Annotated in this window: 11 protein-coding genes; 7 read left to right on the forward strand and 4 right to left on the reverse strand. The window is 33.4% G+C overall.

Features of this window, described 5'->3' with window-relative positions; all coding sequences use genetic code 11:
- Window positions 1-4: 4 nt before the first annotated feature.
- The 3 genes from H8707_RS02760 to H8707_RS02770 form a co-directional block, all read right to left on the reverse strand.
- Entirely contained in the window at window positions 5-1,588 is a 1,584-nt protein-coding gene (locus H8707_RS02760) for an ABC-F family ATP-binding cassette domain-containing protein (RefSeq protein ID WP_262428629.1), read from the reverse strand.
- Between the two features lie 489 nt (window positions 1,589-2,077).
- Complete coding sequence (locus H8707_RS02765) at window positions 2,078-2,746, reverse strand: MBL fold metallo-hydrolase (RefSeq protein WP_262428630.1); 669 nt, start codon at window positions 2,744-2,746, stop codon at window positions 2,078-2,080.
- 48 nt (window positions 2,747-2,794) lie between these two features.
- The gene (locus tag H8707_RS02770) at window positions 2,795-3,385 is read right to left on the reverse strand and encodes a DsbA family oxidoreductase (protein ID WP_262428631.1); all 591 of its coding nucleotides are present in this window, start codon (window positions 3,383-3,385) and stop codon (window positions 2,795-2,797) included.
- A gap of 361 nt (window positions 3,386-3,746) precedes the next feature.
- Between H8707_RS02770 and H8707_RS02775 the strand changes: the two genes are divergently transcribed.
- The 3 genes from H8707_RS02775 to H8707_RS02785 all read left to right on the forward strand — a co-directional run bounded on the left by H8707_RS02775 (window position 3,747) and on the right by H8707_RS02785 (window position 7,972).
- Window positions 3,747-4,682: a hypothetical protein gene (locus tag H8707_RS02775; protein ID WP_262428632.1), complete on the forward strand. Its 936-nt coding sequence runs from the start codon at window positions 3,747-3,749 to the stop codon at window positions 4,680-4,682.
- A 54-nt stretch (window positions 4,683-4,736) separates the two neighbouring features.
- Window positions 4,737-6,548: an oligoendopeptidase F gene (gene pepF, locus H8707_RS02780; RefSeq protein WP_262428633.1), complete on the forward strand. Its 1,812-nt coding sequence runs from the start codon at window positions 4,737-4,739 to the stop codon at window positions 6,546-6,548.
- Window positions 6,549-7,027: 479 nt separating this feature from the next.
- Window positions 7,028-7,972: an LCP family protein gene (locus H8707_RS02785; protein ID WP_262428634.1), complete on the forward strand. Its 945-nt coding sequence runs from the start codon at window positions 7,028-7,030 to the stop codon at window positions 7,970-7,972.
- 61 nt (window positions 7,973-8,033) lie between these two features.
- On the opposite strand, the gene H8707_RS02790 is transcribed toward H8707_RS02785, so the two are convergent.
- Window positions 8,034-9,320, reverse strand: coding sequence for an L-cysteine desulfidase family protein (locus tag H8707_RS02790; RefSeq protein WP_262428635.1), 1,287 nt, complete (start codon window positions 9,318-9,320; stop codon window positions 8,034-8,036).
- Between the two features lie 319 nt (window positions 9,321-9,639).
- Here H8707_RS02790 and H8707_RS02795 point away from each other — a divergent pair, with 319 nt between their 5' ends.
- The 4 genes from H8707_RS02795 to H8707_RS02810 are packed head-to-tail and all read left to right on the forward strand — an operon-like array spanning window position 9,640 to window position 15,790.
- On the forward strand, window positions 9,640-11,376 hold the full coding sequence (locus H8707_RS02795) for a sigma-54 interaction domain-containing protein (protein ID WP_262428636.1): 1,737 nt from the start codon (window positions 9,640-9,642) through the stop codon (window positions 11,374-11,376).
- 9 nt (window positions 11,377-11,385) lie between these two features.
- Entirely contained in the window at window positions 11,386-12,165 is a 780-nt protein-coding gene (locus tag H8707_RS02800; protein ID WP_262428637.1) for a hypothetical protein, read from the forward strand.
- Window positions 12,166-12,222: 57 nt separating this feature from the next.
- A complete protein-coding gene (locus tag H8707_RS02805) occupies window positions 12,223-13,986 on the forward strand; it encodes an ABC transporter ATP-binding protein (protein ID WP_262428638.1) in 1,764 nt (587 codons plus the stop codon).
- A complete protein-coding gene (locus tag H8707_RS02810) occupies window positions 13,961-15,790 on the forward strand; it encodes an ABC transporter ATP-binding protein (RefSeq protein ID WP_262428639.1) in 1,830 nt (609 codons plus the stop codon). The genes H8707_RS02805 and H8707_RS02810 overlap by 26 nt, the downstream gene beginning before the upstream one ends.
- The last annotated feature ends 9 nt before the right edge of the window (window positions 15,791-15,799 follow it).

Raw genomic sequence — 15,799 nt, forward strand, 5'->3', positions numbered from 1 at the left:
AAATTTAATAAAATTTCTCTATATATTCTTCATAAGTCATTGTCCTATCAATAAATCCTTCAGGTTTAATCTCAATTATTCTATTAGCTATAGTTTGGATGAACTGGTGGTCATGAGATGTAAATAATATATTTGATTTAAAATTAATCAATCCGTTATTTACAGATGTAATTGACTCCAAGTCAAGGTGGTTTGTTGGCTGGTCAAGAATAAGCACATTTGCATCGCTTAGCATCATCCTCGATAACATACATCTTACCTTTTCTCCACCGGATAAAACCTTGGCTTGTTTCAAAGCTTCTTCGCCCGAGAACAACATTCTGCCTAAAAATCCACGAATATAGATTTCACTTTGATCAACAGAGTATTGTCTTAACCAATCTACAAGAGTTAAATCCACATCATTGAAAAATTTTGAGTTATCCTTAGGAAAATAGGATTTTGTAATGGTTTGACCCCATTTAAAACTGCCTTCGTCAGGTTCGATTTCTTCCATAAGTATTTTAAATAGAGTAGTTATACCAATTTCATCACCTACAAATGCGATTTTATCTCCCTTGTTTACTCTAAAACTAATATCATTTAGCACCTTAATTCCATCTACAGTTTTCGATAAATTTTCAACTGTCAGTATTTCATTTCCAACTTCTCTTTCCATTATAAATCCAACAAAAGGATATCTCCTGCTTGATGGAACTATATCATCTAATGTAATTTTTTCCAATAACTTTTTACGGGAAGTAGCTTGTTTTGATTTGGATGCATTAGCACTAAATCTAGCTATAAATGTTTGCAGTTCCTTAATTTTGTCTTCTTTTTTCTTGTTTTGATCCTTTATCATTTGAAGTGCCAGTTGGCTTGATTCGTACCAGAAGTCATAGTTTCCCACAAACATTTTGATTTTACCAAAATCTATATCTACCATATGGGTACATACTTCATTTAAGAAATATCTATCATGGGATACCACTATTATTGTTCCTTCAAAGTCGCCTAAGAAACCCTGAAGCCACTTTATACTTTTTACATCCAAGTCATTTGTAGGTTCGTCTAATATTAAAATTCCCGGCTTACCAAATAGAGCTTGAGCCAATAGAACTTTAACCTTATCATTACCTGTTAAGTCGGATACATTCTTTTCATGCAAATCAGTTGGTATTCCTAAGCCCTGCAATAGGGATGAGGCTTCTGATTCCGCACTCCAGCCGTCCATTTCTGCAAATTCAGCTTCCAGTTCTGAAGCTTTGATGCCATCTTCATCGGAAAAATCTTCTTTAGCATATATTGCATCCTTTTCCACCATTATTTCATGAAGCCTCTTATTTCCCATAATAACTGTTTGAAGTACTTGGCAGTTATCATATTCAAAATGGTCCTGTTTTAAAACGGACATACGTATGTTAGGAGCCAAGGAGACTTCTCCTGTATTAGGTTCTATATCACCGGATAAAATCTTTAGGAATGTACTTTTTCCTGCTCCGTTTGCCCCAATTACTCCATAGCAATTTCCGGGAGTAAATACTAAATTTACGTCTTCAAATAGCTTTTGTGAGCCATATCTTAAACTTAAATTGTTTACACTAATCATTTTTTAACCATCCTATCTAAAGTTATAATCGAAATATTATAACACAAGTGCAATTTGTCATTTGAGTTGCTGCATAGCGTTTATTATAACATGAAATCAGATAAAATGGTATGAAAATAGTTACAGGAACAATTCACAGTTCACAACTTAATTCAATTCACAATTCACAGTTCACAATTCACAATTCACAACTTAATACAATTCACAGTTCACAATTCACAACTGAGAAGATAGTGAAGAAGTAAGAATTAAGAGTGAAGAGTTAGTCAGTGAACAACAATTAAGAGTTTGTTAGGGTCGAGCTTTGGGGAATTACGCATAGATTCTTCGCTACGCTCAAGAATGACACAAGCAGTGAATCGGGGTCTCAAAACTGAAGATCTCTGCACCTTGCTCGGGATGACATCTTCGGTGTCAATTTACTTATAGAACATTTATGGCTTTAGAGACAGATTCATTAAGCAACTTTTGGTCACTGCACTTGTAGCTTTAAACTATAAATACCTGATTTTTCTTTTTTATCTTAACAATATCAACAGTGTTATCATTGATTTTGTTGATAAGTTTAGGAATTATTTCATACTTATCCCCAAAGTGCATTGGGAAAAATATTTTAGGCTTCAACTTTTCTATAAAATATTGTGCACCCAAATAAAATGCATCTTCAAGCCTTGGATCTACTGGAAAGAAAGCTACATCTATACGTTCACCTATTATTTTCGAAACTTCATCTTTAAAATCCTTTTCTTCCTTGAGTTGATCCTCCGGAAAGTCTTCTTCCCAGTGCCACCAATTCAAATCTCCGGCAAAAAATATATTTTTATCCTCCAATTTTATCAACAAGGAAACGCCTAAATCAGTGGAGCCAAAGGCTTTTATAGCTACATCCTGTAGTTTCAATTCTTCATAGGGATCTATTTTATAAATATTTTTTGATGGGCTTACATCGATGTCACTGCTTAATACATATGAAATATCAGGATAATTCTTCTTCCAAGTTAAAATCTTTGGATTATAGTGATCATGATGCTTATGGGTCGAAAATACTATGATTTTTTTATCTTTTAATGTAATATCTCCTCTGTAATAATCAAAGACTAAAAAATAATCATCGGCTTCTATAGTAAAACCGCTATGATATATATATTCTACTTTCATTAATCTTCACCTCTTAGAATAATTTACCCAAATAATCACTTTCTTTAACTATCCTAACAAATCCTTCTTAAATCTCTCATAATCCTTTAATACAGTAACGTATCTTTCATCATCTACGATAAAGGTCGGAACACTTTCAATATTATAATCAACGCTTAATTTTCGAGCATCTTCAATTTGTGAATCAAATTCACCTTTATCTATTTTTTCATTCATTTCAATTATATCCAATCCTACATATAATCCGATGTCGTTAATCATAAAAGGATCTCCAACATTCTTCCCAAATTCAAATACATATCTGAAGGCTTCCTTGGAAAACTCATAGAATTTCCCCATGGTATCAGCGTATAGGGCAGCTTTATGAAGTCTTGAAGTATTAAATTTTTTTGTCTTGTTATTATAGACTAAGCCGTACTCCTTACCCAATCGTTCAATTCGCCTAAAGCTCATATCAATTTGTTCTTGCGGAATGCTGTCTGTTAAATCGCCGCCTTTTATAGTCATATCAGGGTTTAATTCATATGGGAAATATTGAATATCTACATCATCATTTTCTTTTCTTAATCTATCTGCAATGGAAAAACCTATATAACAAAATGGACATGCAAAATCGGAAAACACTTTTATATTAGTCATTAAATCACTCCCTAAAAATATACTTAATTTAGTTATACCCAAGGTTTGTGGAGATTAACAAGGATGTGGATTTAAGATAGCCAAAATGGTTATAATTGATATAATATAACCAACAAGTATTGATAAGGTGATTAAAATGGGGAAAAAGGATATCAGAGGAGCGCAGATTTCATTTGAACATAATGAAATAGGGAATGCCAATAAATAACCGTTAGAAAATTGAGTAGGGATACTCAATTTTTTAATTGACAGCAATTTTGATTTATCAAATCGGGAAAATGTTGAAATAGTAATTGATAAAGTCCTAAGTTTGCCTTAGGACTTTTATGTTATAATTAGTTTAACAAGGGGGGATACCATTATGTATACTGAAATCAATAAGAAAATTTACGACTTACAAGAAAAGCTACGTATCAAAGAAAAACTGGAATCATTAAAGAAAATGGCTGAGTCAGAACTTAATAAAAAGAGAGACCAATTAGAAGAACTTAAAAAACAATTGAAGAAAGAAGAAAAGGATGTTGAGAAATTAGAAGGTACTAGCTTTAGCTCCATATTTCTTTCTCTAACGGACAAGAAAGATGAGAAACTGGATAAGGAAAGAGAAGAATATTTAACGGCTAAATTAAAATATGAAGAATGCATTGGAGCAATTGAGGAAATTGAAAAAGAGCTAGACTATGCAAATACAGAACTACATAAATATATAGGTGTGAAGGAAGATTACGACAAGGCAATGAAGGAAAAAGAAAATCTTATTTTAAATGAGGATAGTGATAAGGGGAGACGCCTTAGGGAAAAACTTGATAGAATAAATGAAATAAAACTGGATATAAAAGAAATACATGAGGCAATTGTTGCTGGCAAAAGGGCAAATAAATCATTATCCAAAATGAGAAAAAAGCTTGATTCGGCAAAAGGTTGGGGAGTCTGGGATATGCTTGGTGGAGGCTTTATATCCAATGTTGCCAAACATTCAGCCATAGATGAGGCTAATGAAATCTCCCATGAAGTCCAACATCTATTAAAGGCATTCCAAAAAGAATTAAGTGATGTAAATAAATTTACCGATATAAGGGTAAATATTTCAGGATTTGCTACCTTTGCAGACTTCTTCTTTGACGGATTCTTTGTTGATTGGTTTGTTCAATCCAAAATAAACAATTCAATAGATAATGTTGATAATGTTATTAATAAAGTCGAGGGTATAGTTGGCAATTTAGACGGGCATTTAAACAGCTTAAACAGCGAATTAATAAATTTGGAAGCAGAAGCAAAGAATATCCTTGAGATGTAGGTATAATAGGTATATTATATATTTAGAGATACGAAAGAATAAGGAGGGGTTACTATGCCAAAAGCTATGCAGACGAGAAATGAAGTAGATGTTAACTTAACATGGGATTTGACAGGTATTTTTAAGACAGAAAAAGATTATGAATTGGCAGTAGAAAAGTCTCAGAAACTAACTGACGAGATTGAAAGTGAATTCAAAGGCAAACTAAATTCTGCAGCTAATATAAATAGATGCCTTGACAAGTTGAGGGAATTTTATCAATTAGCTACACTAACAGGAACATATGCACATCTTGCCGTAGCTGTAGATCAAACGAATTCAGAAAACATTAGCAGGCAGTCGAAATTAACCAATATAAGTTCAATTCTTGACAGCAGATTGAGCTTTGTGGACAGTGAAATAATCCAAGCAGATGAAGAAGTAATCCAAGAAGCGATAAATAGTTCCAAAGAAAATAAGGGATATCTTGAAGATCTTTTGAGAATAAAGAAATATGCACTTCATCCTGAAGTTGAGAGAGCATTATCAGCATTGGCACCTGTACTTGATTCACCTGAGGAGATATACAGTATGGCAAAGCTGGCTGATATGGATTTTGGTACTTTTACTGCAGAAGGTAAAGAATATCCTTTAAGCTTTGTACTATTTGAAGGTGAATGGGAATATGAAAAAGATACAAAGTTGAGACGTGCTGCATTTGAGGCTTTTTCCAAAAAACTAAGGGAATATCAGTATACATTTGCAAGCACATATAAAACACAAGTGCAAAAGGAAAAGACTCTTGCTACATTGAGGGGATTTGATTCGGTAATAGATAGCTTGTTGCTCCCTCAAAAGGTAGAAAGGGAGTTGTATGATAGACAGATAGATTTAACTATGGAAAATCTGGCACCTCATATGAGAAAATTTGCAAAACTACTCAAAAAAATACATGGACTAGATGAAATGACATTTGCAGATTTAAAATTGGATGTGGATCCGGATTTTGAACCCAAGATATCAGTTGAGGAGTCTAAGGAATATATAAAGGGTGCATTAGGCGTTTTAGGAGAGGACTATTTAGAGGCGGTAGATAGGGCATATGATGAAAGATGGATTGACTTTGTTCAAAATAAGGGCAAGTCAACTGGTGCATTTTGCTCAAGTCCATATGGAGCACATCCATATATATTGATCTCCTGGACGGAGAGAATGAGGGAGGTATTTGTCCTAGCCCATGAATTAGGTCATGCAGGGCATTTTTATCTGGCACATCAAAATCAAAATATATTTGATTCCAGACCTTCTCTATACTTTATAGAATCTCCATCAACTATGAATGAAATGCTAATGGCAAACTATCTTATGAAAAACACTAATGAAAAGAGAATGAAAAGGTGGGTACTATCTTCGCTTATAAGCAGAACCTACTATCACAACTTCGTAACACACCTTTTAGAAGCTCATTATCAAAGGGAAGTTTATAAGATAATAGATGCAGGTGGAAGCATCTATGCTGAAAAATTAAATGAATTAAAAAGAGCAACTCTTGAAAAATTCTGGGGAGATACTGTCAAAATCAATGAAGGCGCTGAACTTACTTGGATGAGACAGAGTCACTATTACAATGGATTATATTCATATACTTATAGTGCGGGTCTTACCATTGCAACAGAAGTATCTAAGAGAATTCTAACAGAAGGTCAAGTAGCTTTGGATGATTGGAAAAATGTATTAAAGGCAGGAGGTACAAAGACTCCGGTTGAGCTTGCAAAGATGGCAGGAGTAGATATTACAACGGATAAACCGCTTTTAGATACTATAGATCATATAGGCAATATCATAGATGAGATAATTCAATTGACAGATGAAATTGAAAAGGAATAAATAAGATATAAAAAACCTCTATTATTAATATTTTGAAATAGAGGTTTTTTCTCTTTACTATCCAGTCAATTAAAAGTTAATTAATGAATCTGCCTCTAAAGCCATAAATGTTCTATAAGTGAACTGACCCTGAAAGTGTCATCCCGAGCAAGGCGCATGGATAGTCGGTTTTAAGACCCCGATTCACTGCTTGCGTCATTCTTGAGCGTAGCGAAGAATCTATGCGTAATTCCCCAAAGCTCGACCCTAACAAACTCTTAATTGTTGTTCACTGACTAACTCTTCACTCTTAATTCTTATTTCTTCACTATCTTCTCAATTGTGAATTGTGAACTGTGAATTGTGAATTGAATTAAGTTGTGAATTGTGAATTGTCCTGTAACCATATTGTAATCAATTTAATTATGCATTTTATTGAATTAGAAATTTACTTATAGTATTATTAAGTTAATGTTGGTAACTTAAAAAGAGGTGTCAGGATGAAACGAAAATTTCGCATTGTGTTTTTCGTGTCTATAATATGTTTTGTGTTCTTGTATTCTACTGTACTCAAGTCAGTATTCACAGAGAAATTAGCGGCAACATTGCCGGATGGGTCGAAGGACACCAATGGCAAAAATGAAAATAAACCCAAGGTAAAAAATGAGATTTTGTTCTTGCTTTTAGGTGTAGATGCTGAAGATGTAAAAGAGTCAAAGGGGAAGCGTACAGATACTATGATGCTAACCAAGGTAAACTTTGATACCGGGGATGTAAGTATACTATCCATTCCTCGTGATACACGCGTTATGATAGATGGGAAGCCAGATAAGATAAATCACGCACATGTATATGGTGGTGTAGAATCGACTATGGACACTGTAAGGGATTTCTTAGGGATAGACTTAGACTACTATGTTAAGATTGATTATAATATTGTTAAGGAAGTTGTAGATGCTATAGGTGGTGTAAGAGTAGATGTGCCCTTTGATATGAAGTATAAGGAGTATGACCCATCTGTACCGCCGTTGAATATAGACATAAAAAAAGGGGAGCAACAGCTTTTGGATGGAAAGAATGCACATGATTTTTTAAGATTCAGAAATAACAACGCTATGACTGTAGGATATAAAGATGGAGATATAGGCAGGATAAAGGCGCAGCAATATTTCATGAAAGAGCTAATAAAACAAACATTGAAAACTAAGAATTTGTTAAAGCTGCCTAAACTAGTAGAAACATATTTTTCAAATGTTGAAACCAATATATCATTGGGTACTGCCCTTAAGGCAGCATCATCAGTTAAGAAAATAAATGTGGATAATATCAAAACCGATACAATCCCCGGAGATGGTGAATATATAAAGAACGTTAGTTATTGGATATATGATAGAGAAAAAATGGATTTATTAGTTAATGAAATGTTTGGTGATTACATAGATTAAATGACCCATTTAGGGTCATTTATTTTTTAAAAAGTCATATGCGAATTGAGCATATGACTTTTTAACACCAGCTTAGCATTATATTTAATATAGTGCTATCGGTGTTTTTCATTCCTACATTTGAAATCTCAGCTAGATTTTCTATAGTTTTTTCTGCAGATTCACTTAAAATTCCATTATCTGAAGGAATAAATATATCCTCCAAAGCCATATTAGAAGCATCAACTGCTGAATCAACAGCTATAGCAAGCTTATAAGAGCAGCCAAGTTTTGCACCATCGCATATCATTCCGGTTACACCCGCTATCATGGTTTTTATTGAATTTTTTATTTGATTAATATTTCCATCCCTTAAATAGGTAAGGCCGGCGGCACAACCAACACCTGCAGCAACTCCGCATCCGCAAACAGGAGATAGTGCACCTATTTGTACCTTAACATAAATTGTAACAAGATGGCTTAAAGTGACGGATCTGATTATTTTTTCTCTTGATTTTTCCAAATCATTTCCTATTACAGAAATGGGGGTAATTGCTACAAGACCATGATTACCAGAGCCTGCACTGCTCATTACCGGGAGTGGATATCCGGACATTCTAGCTTCTGAGGCTGCTGCCGTATATGCCTTGGCCTTGGAATATACATTACTAACATTTTTATTTAAGTATTTTCCCATTCCTATGCCTATATTGTTATTTAGTCCGACATCTGCGAGCAATAAATTCATGTCAATACCGTCTTGAATAAACAATATGTTATTTAAAGGAACATTATTTGCAAAATCTATTAGATTATCAAAACTAAATTTTTTAATTTTATATTTAATTTCATTGGAAGGGTTAGATTCCTTAGCTTGCTCAGGTAATGGATAATCATTATTCATTAAAATTTCATCGTTTTTGCTCTGAAAAACTATATTTGTGTGGGCATCTTTTATTATAACCTTTGATTTGTCTTTCCTGCCAAAAGCTTCGACCGAAATGTATAGGCTATCAGCATCTTTGTCCAATTCCAGATTTATTATTTTGGAATTAACTATGTCGTGTGCTTTTTGAATACTATCCTTATTTGTATCCTTAAGAACTTCCAAGACATACTCGGATTTCCCAATTACAAGCGCTAAGGCTGCGGCAAACACTATTCCACGTTCATCTGTACCAGGGATACCTACTCCTAATCCATTTTTTAATATATTAGTATTTACAGTAATATTTAGTTTTTTAACTTCATCATCTAGTATTTCTTTAGCTTTTGCCACCGCATAAGCTACTGCGCCGGGTTCAGTACATCCAAGGGCCGGAGTCACTTGATTTTTTAAAATATCTATTAATAATTTGTTATCGTCCATTTATACTACCTCCTAATTCTTAAATATTGCACTTTTTATGCCAAGAGTTAATTCATGAACAAAAGCTGCATTATTGCTTAATTACAAGATATTGTCCAACATTTAGAATTAGTAATTTATCAAATATAATAATTTGTTTAAATAGTAATTTGATAAAGAGTTTGCAAACAATGTTAATATCATTGTTTTTATGGAATTATCATTTCTGTTTGATACATTCTCAATCTTGATAAATATTTTACTTAAAATCTTGAATGTAATAAATTAATGTGATAATATTTAAATTAATAATTTGTGCTTGAATTTGGGGGAAGGTTTTATGAGCTTACTCAAGGGAATTCGTTCAGAGGTTCAGCATATGATTGAGGCTATGTATGCGGTAACTAATATTGATTTTACAATTGTTGATGAGAACTTATACAGAATAGCTGCAACTAATAATCTTAAATATTCAGTTGGTAAGAAGGCACCTTTTCATTCTGCCTTCCATCATTGCATTGAAACTGGAAAACAGATTTTTATCGAGGACGCTCGGTCGAGTCCAATTTGTTTAGATTGTGCAAACAAGGTAAATTGCAGTGAACTATCGGAGTTATGTATACCTATACATTATAATGATAATATAATCGGTGTTCTTGGCATGTGTGCATTTAATGAGAGAGCTAAGGATAATTTAATCAATAATCGAGACAGCTACGCAAGATTTGAAAAACAATTAAGCAGTATTATTTCTACCATATTGGGAGAAAAAGAGTATGGGATGATGCTGGAATACAAATCTTTGGAGCTTATGACCTTAATTAATTCTCTTAACGAAGGCATAATAATTTTAAATCATAATAAAGAAGTTATAACTATAAATAATTATATAATTGACAAATTAGGATTGGATATAAATCAAATTCCGCCGATTTATAACATACTCCCTGATAAGATTTTTAAAAAGTTAATTGAGAATAATTTTAAAGGCGAAATCGGTCCGGTAAAACTTGGAGGGTTTGAATTTATTATAAATTCCAGTCCGATATTGATTAAGGATAAAAAACAGGGTGTTGTTTTAGTTCTTTCAGATTTCAGAAAGATGAAGGAATCAGTATTGAAGTCTAATTTGTCCAAAGATATAATTACCTTTGATGATATAATAGGGGAGAGCGAGGTACTTCTGGAAGCAAGAAGACAAGCCATACAGGTAGCCGGAAAGGATGTATCAGTATTATTATTTGGCGAATCCGGAACTGGAAAGGAGGTATTTGCAAGAGCAATCCATACTGCAAGCTGCCGTAAGGATAATGTTTTTATGGCTATTAATTGCGGAGCAATACCGGAAAATTTAATTGAAAGTGAATTGTTCGGATATGAAAAAGGCTCATTTACCGGCGCAAATAGAACCGGGAAGGTAGGTAAATTTGAGGCATCCAAAGATGGTACTTTATTTCTCGACGAAATTGGAGACTTGCCTTATTCTATGCAGGTAAATCTATTGAGAGCTTTAGAGGAAAAGGAAATTACAAGAGTTGGCGGTAATGAACCAATAAAGGTAAATCCCAGAATAATTTCTGCAACAAACAAGGATCTTGCTAACATGGTTGCTCAGCATTTATTTAGAGAAGATTTATTCTATAGACTAAATATAATCCCAATTCATATACCGCCATTAAGAGAGCGGGGGTTTGATGTAATTATTCTTGCCAGATATTTCTTAAGGTATTTTTCAGAAGTGTATGATAAAAACTTAGATGGATTTACTGCCGAATGTGAACAACTTTTACTTCAATACAACTACCCCGGAAATATTAGGGAGCTTAAGAATTTAATTGAGTACGCTGTTATCTTTGAGGAAAATAGCTTAGTAAGTTTAGAAACGATAAAGAGCAAAATAGGTTTTAAAAAAGAAAGATTAAACAATTTATCATTAGCGGAATTAACTAAAGCCTATGAAAAATCTGTAATCGAAAATGAATTACAATTGGCAGGTGAATGTCTTGACGCAAAACGTGATGTTGCAAGAAAACTTGGCATCAGTATTGCTACACTGTATCGCAAGTTGGAAGACTAGGAGGTAAAGATGAATATAAAAACATTGTTTTATATAGTTGTGATGGCATTGTTAGTCGGTTGCAGTAAACCCCAAGATAAACCTGCTTATCCCGGCAAGGTTGTAGATGAACATAGCGGAGAAGTTGAAGAACCTTTGACTTTAAAAGAACAGAGTGTACTTTTAAAAGAGTTTTATGATTTGCTGATTGAGAATGCTGATGAAGATACTATAGTCAAGTTTGTTGATGAACATATCGGTAGTTTGGATACGGAAAATGCAGATGATATGATATTGGAAATGGAAGATTATCTATTGAAAAAATCATTTGGTTTTGAACATACTTATGATACAGCAAGTAAATATATTGATCATGCATCAGACGAAGTAAAATCATATTTTGAATTGTTAAAGGCTGAAAGTCAAAATGTTTATACCGATGGTGACAATTTGAATATTGGGGTAGAAGAACTGCTGAATAGGGCTCTTAATGCGGAAAAGCATTTGAAGGATTATCCTACCGGGAAAACCAATAAAAAGGCATATGAGATGTATGAAAATTATATTTACGGAGCGATATTAGGCTCAGGTAATCAGTATATATATGCAAATGAAAGCAGTTCTATTATAAAGGATGAAGTACTTAAAGTCTATAATGAAATCATTGATAAGGATAATGGCACCTATACAGCTAAGATCCTTACACAATATGTAGATGAATTGAGTAAGGATAATGGAGACTTGAATGGTCAAAATACATTATACTTTTACGAAAACATCCATGAGATAATCCATTTGAATTCTAAATAGGAAGTTAAGGATTTGAAACCTTAACTTTTTTAAATACTAATATTACAGGAGATTTGTATGAAAGGACAATATCAATATTTAAACAAATATATATATAGATATAAGGATAAATTTTTAATTGCACTTATATTTCTTATTCTGGAAGCCATGGGGGATTTGATACAACCAACAATAATGTCTAGGCTAATTGATAAGGGAGTAAAAACGGGAGACCTTAAATACATATTTAAATTAGGCGGCCTAATGTTATTTATGACAGCATTAGGTGCTATTTTTGCTTCGACAAGAAATATAGTGTCTTCAAGAGTATCGCAAAACTTTGGTGCTGATTTAAGAGAGGATTTATATATTAAAATTCAAAACTTCTCTTTTGATAATATTGACAAATTTCAAGATGCTTCATTGATTATAAGACTTACTAATGATGTGAACCAGATTCAAAACTTTTCCCATGGACTGATGCGTATATTTGCAAAAGCTCCCATATTAGGTATCGGATCTGTAGTCATGGCATTTTTATTGAATAAAAGGCTTGCCCTGATAATCTTTGGCATCATTTCTTTTGTTGCATTTATAATACTTTTAAACCTGAAAATTTCTTATCCTATATTTACTAACATCCAAATTGCGTTAGATAAGGTAAATGGGGTAATGCGGGAATATTTATCCGGTATCAGAGTAGTAAAGGCATTCAATAGATTTAAATATGAGTCTATTCGCTTTAGAAATGTAAATGAGAAGTTAAAGGATATTACCTTAAAAGGCATGAGAATTGTAGCGGTATTTAACCCAATAGTTACACTTATAGTCGATATAGGTATTGTTTTAGTCTTATATTTTGGCGGATTAAGAGTCAATACAGGGCAGATGGAAGTAGGTCAAATCATAGCATTTGTCAATTATATGACCCAAGTATTATTTTCGCTGATAATGATGACTAGAATTTTAAATACATTTATACGCGCCAAGGCATCAGCTGAAAGAATAGGGGAAGTTTTTGATGAGGAAAATACCGTTCTGGAAAAAGAAAATCCGGTTACTTTCAAAAATTTAAAAGGGAAAATAAAATTTGATCATGTATATTTTAAATACCATGAAAAGAGTAATTACGTTTTGGAGGATATAAATTTTACAGTAAGCCCCGGGGATACTGTGGCTATAATTGGCTCTACAGGTGCTGGTAAATCCACTTTAATAAATCTAATTCCAAGATTTTATGATTGTATAAAGGGGTGCATAAAGATAGACGGAATTGATGTAAGGGATATGGAATTGGAGGAATTAAGAGAAAATATAGCTATAGTCCCCCAAAAAACATTACTTTTTACAGGAAGTATAAAGGAAAATATAAAGTGGGGAGATAAGTATGCCGGTGATGAAGAAGTGATAGAAGTATCGAAGATAGCACAAGCCCATGATTTTATTATTTCTTTTAATGATGGTTATGATACCTATTTAGGTCAAGAGGGAGTGAATCTTTCCGGAGGACAGAAGCAAAGAATATCTATAGCCAGAGCTTTGATAAAGAAACCTAAAATACTGATATTAGATGACAGCACTTCTGCGGTAGATTTGATTACTGAAAGGAAAATCAAAGAGGGATTGAGAGATTATCTAAAAAAAACAACTGTCTTTTTAATTGCACAAAGGATTACCTCTGTGATGGACGCTGATATTATATTGGTTATGGATAGAGGCAGGATTGTGAGTGTAGGCAATCATGAAGAATTAATGAGCGTTTCTGAAACCTATCAAGATATATATATTTCTCAAATTGGGAAGGGGGTGGATCTCAATGGATCCAAGGCAAACCCGGAGTAGAGGACTCGCAGGGATTTCAGGCACAAAGGGAGTTAGAATGCCTCCTAAAAAGGCTAAGAATATTAAATATACTTTAAAAAGGCTATGGGATCTTTTCAAATCGGAGAAAAAGCAATTAATTATCACCTTTTTAATGATTATGCTATCAGCTGTTTTGGCGCTTATGGTTCCTTTTTTAATTGGGAAAGCTGTTGATACGATGTTTCTTGGCAAATCCTTGGTTGATTTCGACAATTTAAAAATAATACTTATTACTTTGCTTTCCATTTATATCATAGATAATTTATTGGTATTTTTACAAGAATATTTAGTTGCAGGAATATCTCAAAGACTTGTATTCAATTTGAGGGAAGATTTGTTTAAGAAGCTGCAATTATTGCCTATTATTTTCTTTGATAAAAATCCACATGGAGAAATCATGAGCAGATTGTCCAATGACATAGACAATATAAGTGTTACGATTTCACAAACTACAGTACAGTTTATGTCATCAGCTGTAAATATTTTGGGGTCATTGATAATGATGCTATATCTAAGCCCATTGATGACATTAGCAAGTATGGTGACTATACCGTTGGTTTATTTATTGACTAAAGTTATAGCCAAAAAGACAAGGGTTTTGTTCAGAGAGCAGCAAGAGACATTAGGACAGTTAAATTCCCATATCGAAGAGACTATAGGAGGTATACCTGTTATAAAGGCATTTAACAATGAAGGAAAGGTCATAGATGAATTCATCGCTTATAATGATGTATTGAGAGATGTCGGTTTAAAGGCACAAATATGGTCAGGATTTATAATGCCTATTATGAATGTAATCAATAATTTTGGATTTAGTGTAATAGCAATAGTCGGAGGAACAATGGCTGTAAAGGGAATGATTTCCGTGGGTGTGATAGCCAGCTTTATTTCCTATTCTAAACAATTTACAAGGCCTTTAAATGAACTTGCAAACACCTTCAATACATTGCAGTCAGGAATAGCCGGTGCTGAAAGGGTATTTGAGATATTGGACGAAGAAGAGATAAGAAAAGATGAAATTGATGCAATTGAGAAAGAAAATATAGATGGTGAAGTTGAGTTCAAAAATGTGTCCTTTGAATATAAAAAAGGTGAGCCTGTTTTGAAAAACATTTCATTTAAAGTGAAACCCGGAACGAATATAGCTCTGGTGGGTCCTACGGGTGCAGGCAAGACTACTATAGCCAATATATTAACAGGATTCTATGACATTGTTGCCGGTGAAATTCTGATAGATGAAATCAACATAAAAGATTACAAGAAGGATAATTTACGAAAGATTTTTGGGATTGTGCTTCAGGACACTTATTTATTTTCAGGGAGCATTTTGGAAAATATAAAATACGGAAGGTTAGAGGCGACAGACGAAGAAATAAAAGAAGCAGCAAAGTTGGCAAGGGCGGATGATTTCATTATGAAATTGTCCAATGGGTATGATACCATATTAAACGAAGGCGGAACAAACTTAAGTCAAGGGCAAAGACAACTTTTAGCCATTTCCAGGGCAATTTTATCCAATCCTTCGATTCTAATCTTGGATGAAGCAACAAGTTCGGTTGATACAAGAACCGAGTTGAAGATTCAGGAAGCCATGGCAAATTTGATGGAAGACAGAACCACATTTATAATTGCTCATAGATTGTCAACTATCAAGGATGCGGATATAATTTTGGTCATTGACAAGGGGCAGATTGTAGAATCAGGTAATCATGATCAATTAATACAAAGAAAAGGTCATTATTATAATTTGTATATGAGCCAATTTGCAAATTTAGAAGGGTGATGGAAATCA

Source organism: Paratissierella segnis (assembly GCF_014385195.1).
Taxonomy (GTDB): Bacteria; Bacillota; Clostridia; order Tissierellales; family Tissierellaceae; genus Paratissierella; species Paratissierella segnis.

Coding starts and splice junctions, on each gene's coding strand:
- H8707_RS02760 (WP_262428629.1), bottom strand. CDS start 1,588: ATGATTAGTGTAAACAATTTAAGTTTAAGATATGGCTCACAAAAGCTA.
- H8707_RS02765 (WP_262428630.1), bottom strand. CDS start 2,746: ATGAAAGTAGAATATATATATCATAGCGGTTTTACTATAGAAGCCGAT.
- H8707_RS02770 (WP_262428631.1), bottom strand. CDS start 3,385: ATGACTAATATAAAAGTGTTTTCCGATTTTGCATGTCCATTTTGTTAT.
- H8707_RS02775 (WP_262428632.1), top strand. CDS start 3,747: ATGTATACTGAAATCAATAAGAAAATTTACGACTTACAAGAAAAGCTA.
- pepF (WP_262428633.1), top strand. CDS start 4,737: ATGCCAAAAGCTATGCAGACGAGAAATGAAGTAGATGTTAACTTAACA.
- H8707_RS02785 (WP_262428634.1), top strand. CDS start 7,028: ATGAAACGAAAATTTCGCATTGTGTTTTTCGTGTCTATAATATGTTTT.
- H8707_RS02790 (WP_262428635.1), bottom strand. CDS start 9,320: ATGGACGATAACAAATTATTAATAGATATTTTAAAAAATCAAGTGACT.
- H8707_RS02795 (WP_262428636.1), top strand. CDS start 9,640: ATGAGCTTACTCAAGGGAATTCGTTCAGAGGTTCAGCATATGATTGAG.
- H8707_RS02800 (WP_262428637.1), top strand. CDS start 11,386: ATGAATATAAAAACATTGTTTTATATAGTTGTGATGGCATTGTTAGTC.
- H8707_RS02805 (WP_262428638.1), top strand. CDS start 12,223: ATGAAAGGACAATATCAATATTTAAACAAATATATATATAGATATAAG.
- H8707_RS02810 (WP_262428639.1), top strand. CDS start 13,961: ATGGATCCAAGGCAAACCCGGAGTAGAGGACTCGCAGGGATTTCAGGC.